Below are 14,553 nucleotides of genomic sequence, written 5' to 3' on the forward strand. Positions count from 1 at the left end.
ATCTCCTACGTGTCGTATATGAGCGTCAGCGCTGGGCGGCGGCGAGCGATTCCCGGGCCACGGCGGCCACGTTCTCCGCGGTGAAGCCGTACTCGCGGAACAGGACCTTGCCGTCGGCGGAGGCACCGAAGTGCTCCAGGGAGACGATCCGGCCCGCGTCCCCGACGTACTTGTGCCAGGTGAGACCGATACCGGCCTCGACCGCGACACGCGCCTTCACGTGCGGCGGCAGGACGCTGTCCCGGTACCCCCGGTCCTGCTCCTCGAACCACTCCACGGACGGCATGGACACCACACGGGTCGGCACGCCGTCGGCCTGCAGCCGCTCGCGCGCCTCGACGGCGACGTGCACCTCGGAACCCGTGGCGATCAGGACCACCTGGGCCTCGCCGCCGTCGGCGTCGAACAGCACGTAGCCGCCCTTGGCCGCGTCGTCGTTGGGCTCGTAGGTCGGCACGCCCTGCCGGGTCAGCGCCAGACCGTGCGGCCGGCCCTTGCCGTACTCCTTGGTGTGGCGCTTGAGGATCTCGCGCCAGGCGATCGCGGTCTCGTTGGCGTCGGCCGGGCGGACCACGTTCAGGCCCGGGATGGCGCGCAGCGAGGCCAGGTGCTCGACCGGCTGGTGGGTCGGGCCGTCCTCGCCGAGGCCGATGGAGTCGTGCGTCCACACGTAGGTCACCGGCAGGTGCATCAGGGCCGACAGACGCACGGCGTTGCGCATGTAGTCGGAGAACACCAGGAAGGTGCCGCCGTAGATACGGGTGTTGCCGTGCAGCGCGATGCCGTTCATCTCCGCGGCCATCGCGTGCTCGCGGATACCGAAGTGGATCGTGCGGCCGTACGGGTCGGCCTCCGGGAGCGGGTTGCCCTCGGGGAGGAACGACGACGTCTTGTCGATCGTCGTGTTGTTCGAGCCGGCCAGGTCGGCCGAGCCGCCCCACAGCTCCGGGATGACCTCGCCGAGGGCCTGCAGCACCTTGCCGGACGCGGCACGGGTGGCGACCGCCTTGCCGGGCTCGAAGACCGGGAGCTTCTCCTCCCAGCCGGCCGGCAGCTCGCCCTTGGCGACGCGGTCGAACTCGGCCGCGCGCTCCGGGTTGTTGTTGCGCCACTCCTGGAAGGACTTCTCCCACTCGGCCTTGGCCTGGCGGCCGCGCTCGAGCGCCTTGCGGGTGTGCTCGATGACCTCGTCGGCGACCTCGAAGGTCTGCTCCGGGTCGAAGCCGAGGACGCGCTTGGTGGCCGCGACCTCCTCGTCGCCCAGCGCCGAGCCGTGGGCGGCCTCGGTGTTCTGCGCGTTCGGGGCCGGCCAGGCGATGATCGAGCGCATGGCGATGAAGGACGGCCGGTCGGTGACGGCCTTGGCCTTCTGGATCGCGTCGAAGATGGCCTTCGGGTCCAGGTCGCCGTTGGCCTGGGCCTCCACGCGCTGGACGTGCCAGCCGTAGGCCTCGTAGCGCTTGACGGTGTCCTCGGAGACGGCCGTCTCGGTGTCGCCCTCGATCGAGATGTGGTTGTCGTCCCACAGCAGGATCAGGTTGCCGAGCTTCTGGTGGCCCGCGAGGGAGGACGCCTCGGCGGAGATGCCCTCCTGGAGGCAGCCGTCACCGGCGATGCAGTAGACGTAGTGGTCGAAGGGGGACTCCCCGGCGGGGGCCTCCGGGTCGAACAGACCGCGCTCGTAGCGGGCGGCCATGGCCATGCCGACGGCGTTGGCGACACCCTGGCCGAGCGGGCCGGTCGTCGTCTCCACGCCCACCGTGTGGCCGTACTCGGGGTGGCCCGGGGTCTTGGAGCCCCAGGTGCGGAAGGCCTTCAGGTCGTCCAGCTCGAGGCCGAAGCCGGCCAGGTACAGCTGGGTGTAGAGGGTCAGGGACGAGTGGCCCGCGGACAGCACGAACCGGTCGCGTCCGACCCAGTCGGCATCCGCCGGGTCATGCCGCATCACCTTCTGGAAGAGGGTGTAGGCGGCCGGCGCCAGGCTCATCGCCGTACCCGGATGGCCGTTGCCAACCTTCTGTACGGCATCGGCGGCGAGGACTCGGGCGGTGTCCACGGCCCGCTGGTCCAGCTCGGTCCACTCGAGGTCTGTGGTGGTCGGCTTGGTGCTCACCCTGAGTCAGGGCTCCTCTCCACATGTCGGATGCCGGTGTGGGCGTACACCGACCGCCGGTGCACTTCACGCCCACCGGCCGCTGTCGAGCCTACCCCCGCGAGATGGTGCATTTTTTCGAGTCATTACAGACTGCCGGGACTCGCGGGGATCCGCCTCCTGACCGGGCCGGACCGGCTTCGCCAAGTGAATACGAAGGCGCTCATCTGACCGCTCAATCGACGCGCATCGGCCGCACATGTGACGGTCACACAAGGGTCATCCGGCGCCCATTCGAGCGGGCGCCCGATCGCTCGACCGAATGATCGTTCCGGGTCCCCGGACGCGACCTCGCACGCACCCCCGGACGCGCCCTCCCACACACCCCCGCACGCGCGCCGGAGCGCGCCGCCCAACACGACCCCACCCCCGCGAAGATCGGGGTATGGGCAACGTCTACAGTGGCGTGGTACGCGCGAGCCTTTACCCGCACTTCACACGGGGAGGCTTGCTGGGATGTCTCTGTCAGGGGTGTGCGTGACGGCCGTTGAATCCCGTCCTGCGGGGGTTATCGGGACGAGCCAGAGCCCGAGTCACCGGCCGTTCGGGGCCCGTGTGAAGGCGTTCGTGGCGCTGACCAAGCCGCGGATCATCGAGCTGCTGCTCATCACGACGGTGCCGGTGATGTTCCTCGCCGAGCAGGGCGTGCCCGACCTCGGTCTGGTGCTGCTCACCTGCGTCGGCGGGTACCTCTCCGCGGGTGGCGCGAACGCGCTGAACATGTACATCGACCGGGACATCGACGCGCTGATGGACCGCACCTCGCAGCGACCGCTGGTCACCGGCATGGTCAGCCCGCGCGAGTGCCTGGCCTTCGGCATCACCCTGGCGGTGGTCTCGACCCTGCTGTTCGGGCTCACCGTCAACTGGCTGTCGGCCTGGCTCTCCCTCGCCGCGCTCCTCTTCTACGTCGTCGTCTACACGATGATCCTCAAGCGCCGCACCTCGCAGAACATCGTCTGGGGCGGCATCGCGGGCTGCATGCCGGTGCTGATCGGCTGGACCGCGGTCACCAACTCGCTCTCCTGGGCCCCGGTCGTCCTCTTCATGGTGATCTTCTTCTGGACCCCGCCGCACTACTGGCCGCTGTCCATGAAGGTCAAGGAGGACTACGCGCGCGTGGGCGTCCCGATGCTGCCGGTGATCGCCTCCAACAAGGTCGTCGCCAAGCAGATCGTGATCTACAGCTGGGTGATGGTCGCCGTCTCCCTGCTGCTGACCCCGCTCGGCTACACCGGCTGGTTCTACACGGCCGTCGCGCTGGCCGCGGGCGGCTGGTGGCTGTGGGAGGCGCACGCCCTGCAGAACCGGGCGAAGGCCGAGGTCACGGGCGGGAAGCTGAAGGAGATGCGGCTCTTCCACTGGTCCATCACCTATGTGTCGCTGCTGTTCGTCGCGGTGGCGGTGGACCCCTTCCTGCGCTGACGGACATCCGTACCGGCTGACCGGCGGGGTGCGTGGCCAAGGCCACGCACCCCGCCGGTCGCCGTTTGATCTACCCGTCGGTAGCATCCTGGCCATGGCAGACACGCAGCAGGTTGACGCGAAGGCCGAGCGCACGGTCGCCCGGCTCGCCAAGCGCATCAGCGCCTTCTCCAAGGCACACGGCGGGGCCGAGGGCCAGGTGGCGTACATCGGGCAGCGCGGCGCCCGGATCGTCCTCGTCGGCGAGGACGGCGGCTGGGGCGACCTGGTCGCCCCCTCCTACGAGCTGGCCGAGCAGGCCGTGGCGAAGGCCGGCATCACCGTCCACGAGGACTTCGACGGCGAGTTCGCCGCCAAGGTGAAGACCGGCCCGTACGAATGGTCCCGGATGGCGGGCATCCAGGTCGGCGGTCCCGCCAACCCCTGACACCGGCCGCCGGTTCGCACGGGGTGCGCGACCGCAGTACCTGACACCCGGTTCACCCGTTAGGCCTCGTAGGAGTACGCGGTCCAGTCACGGGAGACCCGGATGATCGAAACGCCGTCCCTCGTGGACCAGTACTGCCACGGCGTGCTCAGAACGGAGCTGGGCCTCGGCACCTTCGAAGCCCAGCTGGCCCGCACCGAGGGACCGCCCGCCCCGGGCACCACCCTCTTCGACACCCAGACCGGGTTCGCCGTACGGCGCTGGTGCCCGCCCCTGCTCGGCCTGGAACCCCACTGCCCGCCCGCCCGCTACCTCGCCCGGCGCCGGGAACTGGGCGTCGTGGAGGCCGGCCGGCGGCTGCTGCGCGGCAGCGGCATCACCACGTACCTGGTCGACACCGGCCTGCCCGGCGACCTGACCGGCCCCGGCGAGCTGGCCGCCGCCTCGGCGGCCGAGGCCCGGGAGATCGTCCGCCTGGAGCTGCTGGCCGAACAGGTCGCCGACACCTCCGGCACCGTCGAGTCCTTCCTCGCCAACCTCGCCGAGTCGGTGCACGGCGCCGGCGCGAGCGCGGTGGCCTTCACCTCCGTGGCGGGCGTACGGCACGGCCTCGCGCTCGCCCCCGAGCCGCCCGGCCCGGGGGAGGTGCGGGGCGCGGCGGGACGCTGGCTGGCGGCGCGTCCCGTCGGCGGGGAACTGAGCGACCCGGTGCTGCTGCGGCACCTGCTGTGGAGCGCCGTCGCCACTGGGCGGCCCCTCCAGCTGCACGCCGGGCTCGGCGAGCCGGGGCTGCGGATCGACCGCACGGACCCGGTGCTGCTCACCGACTTCGTACGGGCGACGGCGGGCCTGGGCACGGACCTCGTCCTGCTGCACGGCTACCCCTACCACCGGCACGCGGCCCATCTGGCCGGGGTCTTCCCGCACGTCTACGCCGACTCCGGCGCCGCCCTGGTGCGCACCGGCGCCCGGGCGGCCACCGTCCTCGCCGAGATCCTGGAACTCGCCCCCTTCGGCAAGGTCCTCTTCTCCAGCGGGGCACAGGGCCTGCCCGAGCTGCACGTCGTGGGCGCCCGGCTGTTCCGCGAGGCCCTGGCACGGGTGCTGGGCGGCTGGGTCGCCGAGGGCGCGTGGTCCCTCACCGACGCCCAGCGGGTGGCGGGCCTGATCGCCGCGGGGAACGCGCGGCGGGTGTACGGGCTGGACTGAGGGCCCGGACAGGGCCGCTCAGACGTTGGTGAGCGCCGCCCGCTCCGGCTGTCCCGGCAGGTCCGCCGGGTCGGTCCCGGGCCGTTCGCGCAGCGACAGCACCACCCGTACGGTCCAGATCCACATCACGGACGAGCCGAGCATGTGCAGGCCGACCAGAATCTCGGGGAGGTCCGTGAAGTACTGGACGTAGCCGATGGCGCCCTGCAGGAGCAGGATCACGAACAGCTCCCGGGTCCGGTTCAGCGGCCCGCGCGGGGCGTCGACCGCCTTCAGCACGAACCACAGGGCGAAGGTCAGCGTCACCACGATCCACGCCAGCACGGCGTGCAGCTTGCTGATCATCTCCCAGTCCACCGGCATGCGCGGCACGTCACTGGAGTCGCCCGCGTGCGGGCCCGCGCCGGTGACGACCGTGCCGACGAGGATCAGCAGGACGGTGACGGCGACCATGCACCACACCAGCTGCCGCACCGACTTGCCGACCAGCGGACGGGGCGCGGCGTCGCCCTCGCGGGCGCGCTGCCACATCACCGCGGCGATCGCGATGAGCGCGGACGTGGCGACGAAATGGGCCGCGACCGTGTACGGGTTCAGCCCGACCAGCACGACGATGCCGCCGAGCACCGCGTTGCTCATGACGACCCAGAACTGCGCCCAGCCCAGCCGGGTGAGGTCGCGGCGCACCGGCTTCTGCGAGCGCGCCGCGATGATCGCCCAGCCGACGGCGGCGCACAGCACGTACGTCAGCATGCGGTTGCCGAACTCGATGGCCCCGTGCAGGCCCATCTCCGACGTCGCGGTCAGCGAGTCGTCGGTGCACTTGGGCCAGGTGGGGCAGCCGAGGCCGGAACCGGTGAGCCGGACCGCGCCGCCGGTGACCACGATGACCACCGACATGACGAGCGCGGCGAGCGCGGCCCGCTGGACCGTCCGGGGATCGGGGGTCCAGCGGGCGGCGATGAAGGCGAGCGGGTTGCGCAACGCCGCTTCGGCGTCGGCGCGGGTCAACTTTGGCACGCCCACCATCGTAGGGGGCTGCTTGTGCACGCGTTCACGAGGGGTGCGAAACAGACCTCGCGGCCTACTCCCAGCGGAAGAACCGCCCCGCCGCCGCGAGCCCCGCGACCGCCCACACCGCGAGGATCGCCAGGTTCCCCCACGGCAGGCCGGCGCCGTGCTGGAGGACGTCCCGCAGCCCGTCCGACAGGGCGGAGATCGGCAGCAGCCCGAGGACGTCCTGGGCGGCGGGCGGGAACTTCTCCAGCGGCACGATCACCCCGCCGCCGACGAGCAGCAGCAGGAAGACCAGGTTGGCGGCGGCCAGCGTCGCCTCCGCCTTCAGGGTGCCCGCCATCAGCAGACCGAGCCCGGAGAAGGCCGCCGTGCCGAGGACGAGGAGCAGCAGGACGGCGAACGGGCTGCCGTGCGGCGACCAGCCGAGCGCGAACGCGATCACCGTCACCAGGATCACCTGGAGGATCTCGGTGACCAGCACGGACGCGGTCTTGGCGGTCATCAGGCCCCAGCGGGGCAGCGGGGAGGCGGCCAGCCGCTTCAGCACGCCGTAGCGGCGTTCGAAGCCGGTGGCGATGGCCTGGCCGGTGAACGCGGTCGACATCACGGCGAGCGCCAGGATGCCGGGGGCGAGGAAGTCGACGGCCTCGCCCTCGCCGGTGTCGACGATGTCCACGGTGCTGAACAGAACCAGCAGCAGCGTCGGGATGATCACCGTCAGCAGCAGCTGCTCGCCGTTGCGCAGCAGCATCCTCGTCTCGAGCGCGGCCTGCGCGGCGATCATCCGGGGCAGCGGGGCCGCGCCGGGCTTGGGCGTGTAGACGCCGGTGGGGGTGGTCACGAGCGCAACTCCTTACCCGTCAGCTCCAGGCTGTGCCTTCCCGGGGGGCAACCCCCGGACCCCCGGCCGGCCTTCGTGCGGGGCCCGATCATGAGCGCAACTCCTTACCCGTCAGCTCCAGAAAAACGTCCTCGAGGGTGTGCCGTTCGACGGAGATCCGGTCCGGCATCACCCCGTGCTGGGCGCACCAGGAGGTGACCGTCGCCAGCAGTTGCGGGTCGACCTTGCCGACCACCCGGTAGGAGCCGGGCGTCAGCTCGGCCGCCGCGCAGTCCGCGGGCAGCGCCTTCAGCAGGGAGCCCACGTCGAGGCCGGGGCGACCGCTGAAGCGCAGGGTGTTCTCGGCGCCGCCGCGGCACAGCTCCTCTGGGGAGCCCTGGGCGATGACCTTGCCCGCGTCGATGATCGCGACATCGTCGGCGAGCTGCTCGGCCTCGTCCATGTAGTGGGTCGTGAGGATCACGGAGACACCGTCGGCGCGCAGGTCGCGGACGAGGTCCCAGGTGGCACGGCGGGCCTGCGGGTCGAGACCGGCGGTCGGCTCGTCGAGGAAGACCAGCTCGGGGCGGCCCACGACGGCCATCGCCAGCGCGAGCCGCTGCTGCTGCCCGCCGGACAGCCGCCGGTAGCCGGTACGGCCGCACGAGCCGAGCCCGAGCCGTTCGATCAGCGCGTCCACGTCCAGCGGGTGGGCGTGCAGCTTCGCCATGTGGCGCAGCATCTCGTCGGCCCGCGCGCCGGAGTAGACGCCGCCGGACTGGAGCATCACCCCGATCCGCGGGCGCAGCTCGCCGGACTGGCGGACCGGGTCGAGGCCCAGGACGCGCACCGTGCCGGAGTCCGGCCTCCGGTACCCCTCGCAGGTCTCGACCGTGGTCGTCTTGCCCGCCCCGTTGGGGCCGAGGACGGCGGTCACGCCCGCCCGGGCCACCAGGTCGAGGCCGTCCACCGCGGTCTTGTCGCCGTACCGCTTCACCAGGGCCTGGACCTGGAGCACGGGCTCGTTTCGCATGGCTCCAGAGTCTAGGTAGGCGCGGGGGGCCTCAGGCGGCCGGGTGCGGAAGTGCACCCGAGGACGGCCGGATCGCTCACTCCGTTTCGAGCGCCCGGGGCCGGTGCAGTGCCAGCCGGCGCTCCGCGTAGGCCACCGCGTCGGCCACGGGGAACAGCCGTGCCCCGGCGGCGCCGGCCTTGCCGCGGACGACGGGGCGGTCCCGCCGGGCCGGCCCACCTCGACCAGCGGCGCCGGTATCCGGTACCCACTGGCTGAATGGCGTGGGCGGTACCCCCAGCCGAGCCGGCAGTCGGGGGCGTGGCCGTCGGTGATCGCCGCGCCCGGGGCCGAGCGCGGCGAAGGAGGTCTGGGGGTGGGCCGAGTGAGGAGTGCCTGCACGACGGCGACGGCGCCGGCCGCACACCCAGCCGCGGGAGCTCAGGGAGGTGTGCGCGAGGAGGGTCTCACCGGGGCGGACGCCCAGCTCGGCGAAGTCGTCGGCGAGGGTGCCGCGGGTGACGAGTGGGCCGGTCGGAGGGGGTGTGGGCATGGTCCGGGCGTGTCCCGGAAGGGGCCCGTGGACGCCCTCGATCTGTGATCTGCTTTGATCGATCAAAGATCGTTTCCGCAGGTCATCTTAGGTTTACCTAAGTGACGCAGGGCACCGTCCGCCGGTTCGGACGCCGCTTGTCACGCTCTGAGGAATTACGCAACAATGGCGTTGTGAAAAACGTCGGCGAGGCTCGGGAGACCCCCACGGGGACCCCCCAGGAGGAGCTCGCGACCGGGGAGCGCTCGACGCGCAACCGGGTCGCGCGGTCCATCCTGGACCACGGCCAGTCGACCGTCGCCGAACTCGCCGAGCGGCTGGGCCTCACCCAGGCGGCCGTCCGCCGGCACCTCGACGCCCTCGTCGCCGACGGCGTCGTGGAGGCGCGCGAGCGGCGGGTGTACGGCACCCGCACCCGCGGCCGCCCCGCCAAGGTGTTCGCGCTGACGGACTGCGGCCGGGACGCCTTCGACCAGTCGTACGACAAGCTGGCCATGGACGCGCTGCGCTGGATCGCCGAGCGTGAGGGCGGCGGCGAGGCGGTCGCCGCCTTCGCCCGGGCCCGGATCGCCGCCCAGGCCGCCGCCTACCGGAAGGCGGTCGACCAGGCCGCCCCCGAGGAGCGCGCCGAAGCGCTGGCCAAGGCCCTGAGTGTCGACGGGTACGCTGCTACCGCGCGCAGCGCGCCCACCGGCGAGCAGCTGTGCCAGCACCACTGCCCGGTCGCCCACGTCGCCGAGCAGTTCCCGCAGCTGTGTGAGGCCGAGACGGAATTTTTCGCCGAGCTGCTCGGTACTCACGTACAGCGGCTGGCCACCATCGCCCACGGCGACGGCATCTGCACGACGTTTATCCCGAAGACTTCCAAAACCACTAAGAACGCATCTGCAAGCACGGCCGGGAGGAACCCCGCATGACTCTCCCCACGGAGACTGCCCACCCTGAGCTCGAGGGTCTGGGCAAGTACGAATACGGCTGGGCCGACTCCGACGAGGCCGGTGCCGCTGCGAAGCGCGGCCTGAACGAGGACGTCGTCCGCGACATCTCGGACAAGAAGTCCGAGCCGGAGTGGATGACCAAGCTGCGCCTCAAGGGCCTGAAGCTCTTCGAGAAGAAGCCCATGCCGAACTGGGGCTCGGACCTGTCGGGCATCGACTTCGACAACATCAAGTACTTCGTGCGCTCCACGGAGAAGCAGGCGGAGTCCTGGGAGGACCTGCCCGAGGACATCAAGAACACCTACGACAAGCTGGGCATCCCGGAGGCCGAGAAGCAGCGCCTCGTCGCCGGTGTCGCCGCCCAGTACGAGTCGGAGGTCGTCTACCACCAGATCCGCGAGGACCTGGAGGAGCAGGGCGTCATCTTCCTCGACACCGACACCGCGCTGAAGGAGCACCCGGAGCTCTTCAAGGAGTACTTCGGCACGGTCATCCCCGCCGGTGACAACAAGTTCGCGGCCCTGAACACCGCCGTGTGGTCGGGCGGCTCCTTCATCTACGTGCCGAAGGGCGTGCACGTGGAGATCCCGCTCCAGGCCTACTTCCGTATCAACACGGAGAACATGGGCCAGTTCGAGCGGACCCTGATCATCGTCGACGAGGGTGCCTACGTGCACTACGTCGAGGGCTGCACCGCCCCGATCTACAAGTCGGACTCGCTGCACTCCGCGGTCGTCGAGATCATCGTCAAGAAGAACGCCCGCTGCCGCTACACGACCATCCAGAACTGGTCGAACAACGTCTACAACCTGGTCACCAAGCGCGCCGTCGCCTACGAGGGCGCGACCATGGAGTGGATCGACGGCAACATCGGCTCCAAGGTGACGATGAAGTACCCGGCCGTCTACCTGATGGGCGAGCACGCCAAGGGCGAGACCCTGTCCATCGCCTTCGCCGGCGAGGGCCAGCACCAGGACGCGGGCGCCAAGATGGTCCACATGGCGCCGAACACGTCGTCCAACATCGTCTCGAAGTCCGTGGCGCGCGGCGGCGGCCGTACGTCCTACCGCGGTCTCATCGAGATCGGCGAGGGCGCCCCGGGCGCCAAGTCGAACGTGCTGTGCGACGCGCTGCTCGTCGACACGATCTCCCGCTCGGACACCTACCCCTACGTGGACGTCCGCGAGGACGACGTGTCCATGGGCCACGAGGCGACCGTCTCCAAGGTCTCCGAGGACCAGCTCTTCTACCTGATGAGCCGCGGTCTCTCCGAGGACGAGGCGATGGCGATGATCGTGCGCGGCTTCGTCGAGCCGATCGCCAAGGAGCTGCCCATGGAGTACGCGCTGGAGCTCAACCGGCTGATCGAGCTGCAGATGGAGGGCGCGGTCGGTTAATCACCGGCACGCGAACCCCGTCAGGCCCCTTACGTAACGGAAAGCGAGCATTACGACAGCCATGGCTGAGGCTCAGAACATCCCGGTGGGCTCCACCACCGCCGGCTCGATCGCGGTCGCCGCCGAGTCGACCGTCGTCTCGCGCATGAGCGCGCCCCCGTCCTTCGACGTGGCGGACTTCCCGGTCCCGCACGGCCGCGAGGAGGAGTGGCGGTTCACCCCGCTGGAGCGGCTGCGCGGACTGCACGACGGCACCGCCGTCGCCGACGGCGAGGGCGTGAAGGTCACCGTCGAGGCCCCCGAGGGAGTCGTCGTCGAGACCGTCGGCCGGGACGACGCGCGGCTCGGCAAGGCGGGCACCCCGGTGGACCGCGTCGCCGCGCAGGCGTACTCCGCCTTCGAGAAGGCCTCGGTCGTGACCGTCCCCAAGGAGACCGTCCTCACCGAGCCGATCCGGATCGCCGTGCACGGCGAGGGCGGCACCGCCTTCGGCCACCAGGTGATCGAGCTGGGCGCCTTCGCCGAGGCCGTCGTCGTCATCGACCACACCGGTGACGCGGTGCTCGCCGCCAACGTCGAATACCTCCTGGGCGACGGCGCCAAGCTGACCGTCGTCTCCGTCCAGGACTGGGACGACAAGGCCGTGCACGTGGCCCAGCACAACGCGCTGATCGGCCGGGACGCCTCCCTCAAGTCGGTCGTCGTCACCTTCGGCGGTGACGTCGTCCGCCTCCACCCGCGCGTCACCTACGCCGGCCCCGGCGGCGAGGCCGAGCTGTTCGGCCTGTACTTCACCGACGCCGGCCAGCACCAGGAGCACCGCCTGCTGGTCACGCACAACGTGCCGCACTGCAAGTCCAACGTCGTGTACAAGGGCGCCCTCCAGGGCGACGCGGCGCACGCGGTGTGGATCGGCGACGTGCTGATCGAGGCCGCCGCCGAGGGCACCGACACCTACGAGATGAACCGCAACCTCGTCCTGACGGACGGCGCGCGGGTCGACTCGGTGCCGAACCTGGAGATCGAGACCGGCGAGATCGTCGGCGCCGGCCACGCGAGCGCCACCGGCCGCTTCGACGACGAGCAGCTGTTCTACCTGATGGCCCGCGGCATCCCGGAGCACGAGGCACGCCGCCTCGTCGTCCGGGGCTTCTTCGCCGAGCTGGTCCAGCAGATCGGTGTCGCGGACATCGAGGAGCGCCTGATCGCCAAGATCGAAGAGGAGCTGGAGGCGGCGGTCGCATGACCACCTTCGTACGCGCCTGTGGGCTGAGCGAGCTGGAGGAGGACACCCCGAAGCGGGTGGAACTCGACGGCACGCCGGTGTCCATCGTGCAGACCGAGGGGGAGGTGTTCGCGATCCACGACATCTGCTCCCACGCGAACGTCTCGCTCTCCGAGGGCGAGGTGGAGGACTGCCAGATCGAGTGCTGGCTGCACGGCTCCGCGTTCGACCTGCGCACCGGCAAGCCGTCCGGCCTCCCCGCGACGCGCCCCGTCCCCGTTTACCCCGTAAAGATCGAAGGGGACGACGTTCTCGTCTCCCTCACCCAGGAGTCCTGAGGCACCCATGGCAACGCTTGAAATCCGAGACCTGCACGTCACCGTCGAGGCCGACAACGCCACGAAGGAGATCCTCAAGGGCGTCGACCTCACCGTGAAGCAGGGCGAGACGCACGCCATCATGGGCCCCAACGGCTCCGGCAAGTCGACCCTCGCCTACTCCCTCGCGGGCCACCCGAAGTACACGATCACCGGCGGCACCGTGCTGCTCGACGGCGAGGACGTCCTGGAGATGTCCGTCGACGAGCGTGCCCGCGCGGGCCTGTTCCTGGCGATGCAGTACCCGGTCGAGGTCCCCGGCGTCTCGGTCTCCAACTTCCTGCGCACCTCCGCCACCGCCATCCGCGGCGAGGCCCCGAAGCTGCGCACCTGGGTGAAGGAGGTCAAGGAGGCCATGGAGCGCCTCAACATGGACCCGTCCTTCGCCGAGCGCAACGTCAACGAGGGCTTCTCCGGCGGTGAGAAGAAGCGCCACGAGATCCTTCAGCTGGAGCTGCTGAAGCCGAAGGTCGCGATCCTCGACGAGACCGACTCGGGTCTGGACGTCGACGCGCTCCGTATCGTCTCCGAGGGCGTCAACCGCGTCCGTGAGACCGGCGAGGTCGGCACCCTGCTGATCACGCACTACACGCGCATCCTGCGCTACATCAAGCCCGACTTCGTCCACGTGTTCTCCGGCGGCCGCATCGTCGAGTCCGGCGGCGCCGAGCTCGCCGACAAGCTGGAGAACGAGGGCTACGAGGCATACACGAAGGGTGGCGCATCCGCGTGACACAGCTGCCGGGCCTCCTCGACACCGAGGCGATCCGCAAGGACTTCCCCGTGCTGGACCGAGTGATCCACGACGGCAGGAAGCTCGTGTACCTGGACAACGCGGCGACCTCGCAGAAGCCGCGCCAGGTGCTGGACGCCCTCAGCGAGTACTACGAGCGCTACAACGCCAATGTCCACCGCGGTGTGCATGTGCTCGCCGAGGAGGCCACGGCGCTGTACGAGGGCGCGCGTGACAAGGTCGCGGAGTTCATCAACGCGCCCAGCCGCGACGAGGTGATCTTCACCAAGAACGCCTCGGAGTCGCTGAACCTCGTGGCGAACATGCTGGGCTGGGCCGACGAGCCCTACCGCGTGGACTCCGAGACCGAGATCGTCATCACCGAGATGGAGCACCACTCCAACATCGTGCCGTGGCAGCTGCTGGCGCAGCGCACGGGCGCGAAGCTGAAGTGGTTCGGCCTGACCGACGACGGCCGTCTCGACCTGTCGAACATCGACGAGATCATCACCGAGAAGACGAAGATCGTCTCCTTCGTGCTGGTGTCGAACATCCTCGGCACGGTCAACCCGGTCGAGGCGATAGTCCGCCGCGCCCAGGAGGTCGGCGCGCTGGTCTGCGTCGACGCCTCCCAGGCCGCGCCGCACATGCCGGTCGACGTGCAGGCGCTCCAGGCCGACTTCGTGGCCTTCACCGGCCACAAGATGTGCGGCCCGACCGGCATCGGCGTGCTGTGGGGCCGCCAGGAGCTGCTGGAGGACCTGCCTCCGTTCCTCGGCGGCGGCGAGATGATCGAGACGGTGTCGATGCACTCGTCGACGTACGCTCCCGCCCCGCACAAGTTCGAGGCGGGCACCCCGCCGATCGCGCAGGCGGTCGGGCTGGGCGCGGCGATCGACTACCTGAACTCGATCGGCATGGACAAGATCCTCGCCCATGAGCACGCGCTCACCGAGTACGCGGTGAAGCGTCTGGCGGAGGTCCCCGACCTGCGGATCATCGGCCCGACCACGGCCGAGGACCGCGGCGCGGCGATCTCCTTCACGCTGGGCGACATCCACCCGCACGACGTGGGCCAGGTCCTGGACGAGCAGGGCATCGCGGTCCGCGTGGGCCACCACTGCGCGCGCCCGGTCTGCCTCCGCTACGGAATTCCTGCGACCACGCGAGCGTCGTTCTATCTGTACTCCACACCGGCCGAGATCGACGCACTGGTCGACGGCCTGGAGCACGTACGGAACTTCTTCGGCTGAGGGGCGTGCTGAAAA

At 70.3% G+C, this 14,553-nt stretch carries 13 protein-coding genes and 1 pseudogene; 9 read left to right on the forward strand and 5 right to left on the reverse strand.

Annotated features, from left to right (window positions below; genetic code table 11):
* Window positions 1–25: 25 nt before the first annotated feature.
* The gene (gene tkt, locus ACSU6L_RS28660; protein ID WP_437061381.1) at window positions 26–2,113 is read right to left on the reverse strand and encodes a transketolase; all 2,088 of its coding nucleotides are present in this window, start codon (window positions 2,111–2,113) and stop codon (window positions 26–28) included.
* A 510-nt stretch (window positions 2,114–2,623) separates the two neighbouring features.
* On the opposite strand from tkt, the gene ACSU6L_RS28665 reads away from it, so the two are divergent.
* The 3 genes from ACSU6L_RS28665 (at window position 2,624) to ACSU6L_RS28675 (ending at window position 5,213) form a co-directional block, all read left to right on the forward strand.
* Window positions 2,624–3,577, forward strand: coding sequence for a heme o synthase (locus ACSU6L_RS28665; RefSeq protein ID WP_073942342.1), 954 nt, complete (start codon window positions 2,624–2,626; stop codon window positions 3,575–3,577).
* 94 nt (window positions 3,578–3,671) lie between these two features.
* Window positions 3,672–4,004, forward strand: a complete 333-nt coding sequence (locus ACSU6L_RS28670; RefSeq protein ID WP_073942341.1) for a hypothetical protein — start codon at window positions 3,672–3,674, stop codon at window positions 4,002–4,004.
* Window positions 4,005–4,106: 102 nt separating this feature from the next.
* Entirely contained in the window at window positions 4,107–5,213 is a 1,107-nt protein-coding gene (locus ACSU6L_RS28675) for an amidohydrolase family protein (protein ID WP_437061383.1), read from the forward strand.
* 18 nt (window positions 5,214–5,231) lie between these two features.
* On the opposite strand, the gene ACSU6L_RS28680 is transcribed toward ACSU6L_RS28675, so the two are convergent.
* The 4 genes and pseudogenes from ACSU6L_RS28680 to ACSU6L_RS28695 form a co-directional block, all read right to left on the reverse strand.
* The gene (locus ACSU6L_RS28680) at window positions 5,232–6,242 is read right to left on the reverse strand and encodes a COX15/CtaA family protein (RefSeq protein ID WP_437061385.1); all 1,011 of its coding nucleotides are present in this window, start codon (window positions 6,240–6,242) and stop codon (window positions 5,232–5,234) included.
* 55 nt (window positions 6,243–6,297) lie between these two features.
* Window positions 6,298–7,014, reverse strand: coding sequence for an ABC transporter permease (locus ACSU6L_RS28685; RefSeq protein ID WP_437065102.1), 717 nt, complete (start codon window positions 7,012–7,014; stop codon window positions 6,298–6,300).
* A gap of 145 nt (window positions 7,015–7,159) precedes the next feature.
* Window positions 7,160–8,083 carry an ABC transporter ATP-binding protein gene (locus ACSU6L_RS28690; protein ID WP_437061387.1) on the reverse strand — a complete coding sequence of 308 codons (924 nt, stop codon included), beginning with the start codon at window positions 8,081–8,083 and terminating at the stop codon, window positions 7,160–7,162.
* Between the two features lie 76 nt (window positions 8,084–8,159).
* Window positions 8,160–8,615 (reverse strand): annotated as a pseudogene (locus ACSU6L_RS28695) (AAC(3) family N-acetyltransferase).
* 173 nt (window positions 8,616–8,788) lie between these two features.
* Between ACSU6L_RS28695 and ACSU6L_RS28700 the strand changes: the two are divergent.
* The 6 genes from ACSU6L_RS28700 (at window position 8,789) to ACSU6L_RS28725 (ending at window position 14,538) form a co-directional block, all read left to right on the forward strand.
* Window positions 8,789–9,532 (forward strand): helix-turn-helix transcriptional regulator, encoded by a 744-nt coding sequence (locus ACSU6L_RS28700; protein WP_437061389.1) that lies wholly within the window; start codon window positions 8,789–8,791, stop codon window positions 9,530–9,532.
* A complete protein-coding gene (sufB, locus tag ACSU6L_RS28705; protein WP_073942334.1) occupies window positions 9,529–10,950 on the forward strand; it encodes a Fe-S cluster assembly protein SufB in 1,422 nt (473 codons plus the stop codon). Before ACSU6L_RS28700 ends, sufB begins: the two co-directional genes overlap by 4 nt.
* A gap of 61 nt (window positions 10,951–11,011) precedes the next feature.
* The gene (sufD, locus tag ACSU6L_RS28710; protein WP_437061391.1) at window positions 11,012–12,196 is read left to right on the forward strand and encodes a Fe-S cluster assembly protein SufD; all 1,185 of its coding nucleotides are present in this window, start codon (window positions 11,012–11,014) and stop codon (window positions 12,194–12,196) included.
* Complete coding sequence (locus ACSU6L_RS28715; RefSeq protein WP_073942332.1) at window positions 12,193–12,513, forward strand: non-heme iron oxygenase ferredoxin subunit; 321 nt, start codon at window positions 12,193–12,195, stop codon at window positions 12,511–12,513. The genes sufD and ACSU6L_RS28715 overlap by 4 nt, the downstream gene beginning before the upstream one ends.
* Window positions 12,514–12,520: 7 nt before the next feature.
* Window positions 12,521–13,285: a Fe-S cluster assembly ATPase SufC gene (gene sufC, locus ACSU6L_RS28720; RefSeq protein WP_043499791.1), complete on the forward strand. Its 765-nt coding sequence runs from the start codon at window positions 12,521–12,523 to the stop codon at window positions 13,283–13,285.
* Window positions 13,282–14,538 carry a cysteine desulfurase gene (locus tag ACSU6L_RS28725; RefSeq protein ID WP_073942330.1) on the forward strand — a complete coding sequence of 419 codons (1,257 nt, stop codon included), beginning with the start codon at window positions 13,282–13,284 and terminating at the stop codon, window positions 14,536–14,538. The genes sufC and ACSU6L_RS28725 overlap by 4 nt, the downstream gene beginning before the upstream one ends.
* The last annotated feature ends 15 nt before the right edge of the window (window positions 14,539–14,553 follow it).

The organism is Streptomyces sp. enrichment culture, from assembly GCF_964272855.1.
GTDB lineage: Bacteria > Actinomycetota > Actinomycetes > Streptomycetales > Streptomycetaceae > Streptomyces.

What these genes read in the sequence shown, in the direction of transcription:
- ACSU6L_RS28670 (WP_073942341.1), top strand. Translation starts at nt 3,672, where the DNA reads ATGGCAGACACGCAGCAGGTTGACGCGAAGGCCGAGCGCACGGTCGCC.
- ACSU6L_RS28675 (WP_437061383.1), top strand. Translation starts at nt 4,107, where the DNA reads ATGATCGAAACGCCGTCCCTCGTGGACCAGTACTGCCACGGCGTGCTC.
- ACSU6L_RS28680 (WP_437061385.1), bottom strand. Translation starts at nt 6,242, where the DNA reads ATGGTGGGCGTGCCAAAGTTGACCCGCGCCGACGCCGAAGCGGCGTTG.
- ACSU6L_RS28685 (WP_437065102.1), bottom strand. Translation starts at nt 7,014, where the DNA reads ATGATCGCCGCGCAGGCCGCGCTCGAGACGAGGATGCTGCTGCGCAAC.
- ACSU6L_RS28690 (WP_437061387.1), bottom strand. Translation starts at nt 8,083, where the DNA reads ATGCGAAACGAGCCCGTGCTCCAGGTCCAGGCCCTGGTGAAGCGGTAC.
- sufB (WP_073942334.1), top strand. Translation starts at nt 9,529, where the DNA reads ATGACTCTCCCCACGGAGACTGCCCACCCTGAGCTCGAGGGTCTGGGC.
- sufD (WP_437061391.1), top strand. Translation starts at nt 11,012, where the DNA reads ATGGCTGAGGCTCAGAACATCCCGGTGGGCTCCACCACCGCCGGCTCG.
- ACSU6L_RS28715 (WP_073942332.1), top strand. Translation starts at nt 12,193, where the DNA reads ATGACCACCTTCGTACGCGCCTGTGGGCTGAGCGAGCTGGAGGAGGAC.
- sufC (WP_043499791.1), top strand. Translation starts at nt 12,521, where the DNA reads ATGGCAACGCTTGAAATCCGAGACCTGCACGTCACCGTCGAGGCCGAC.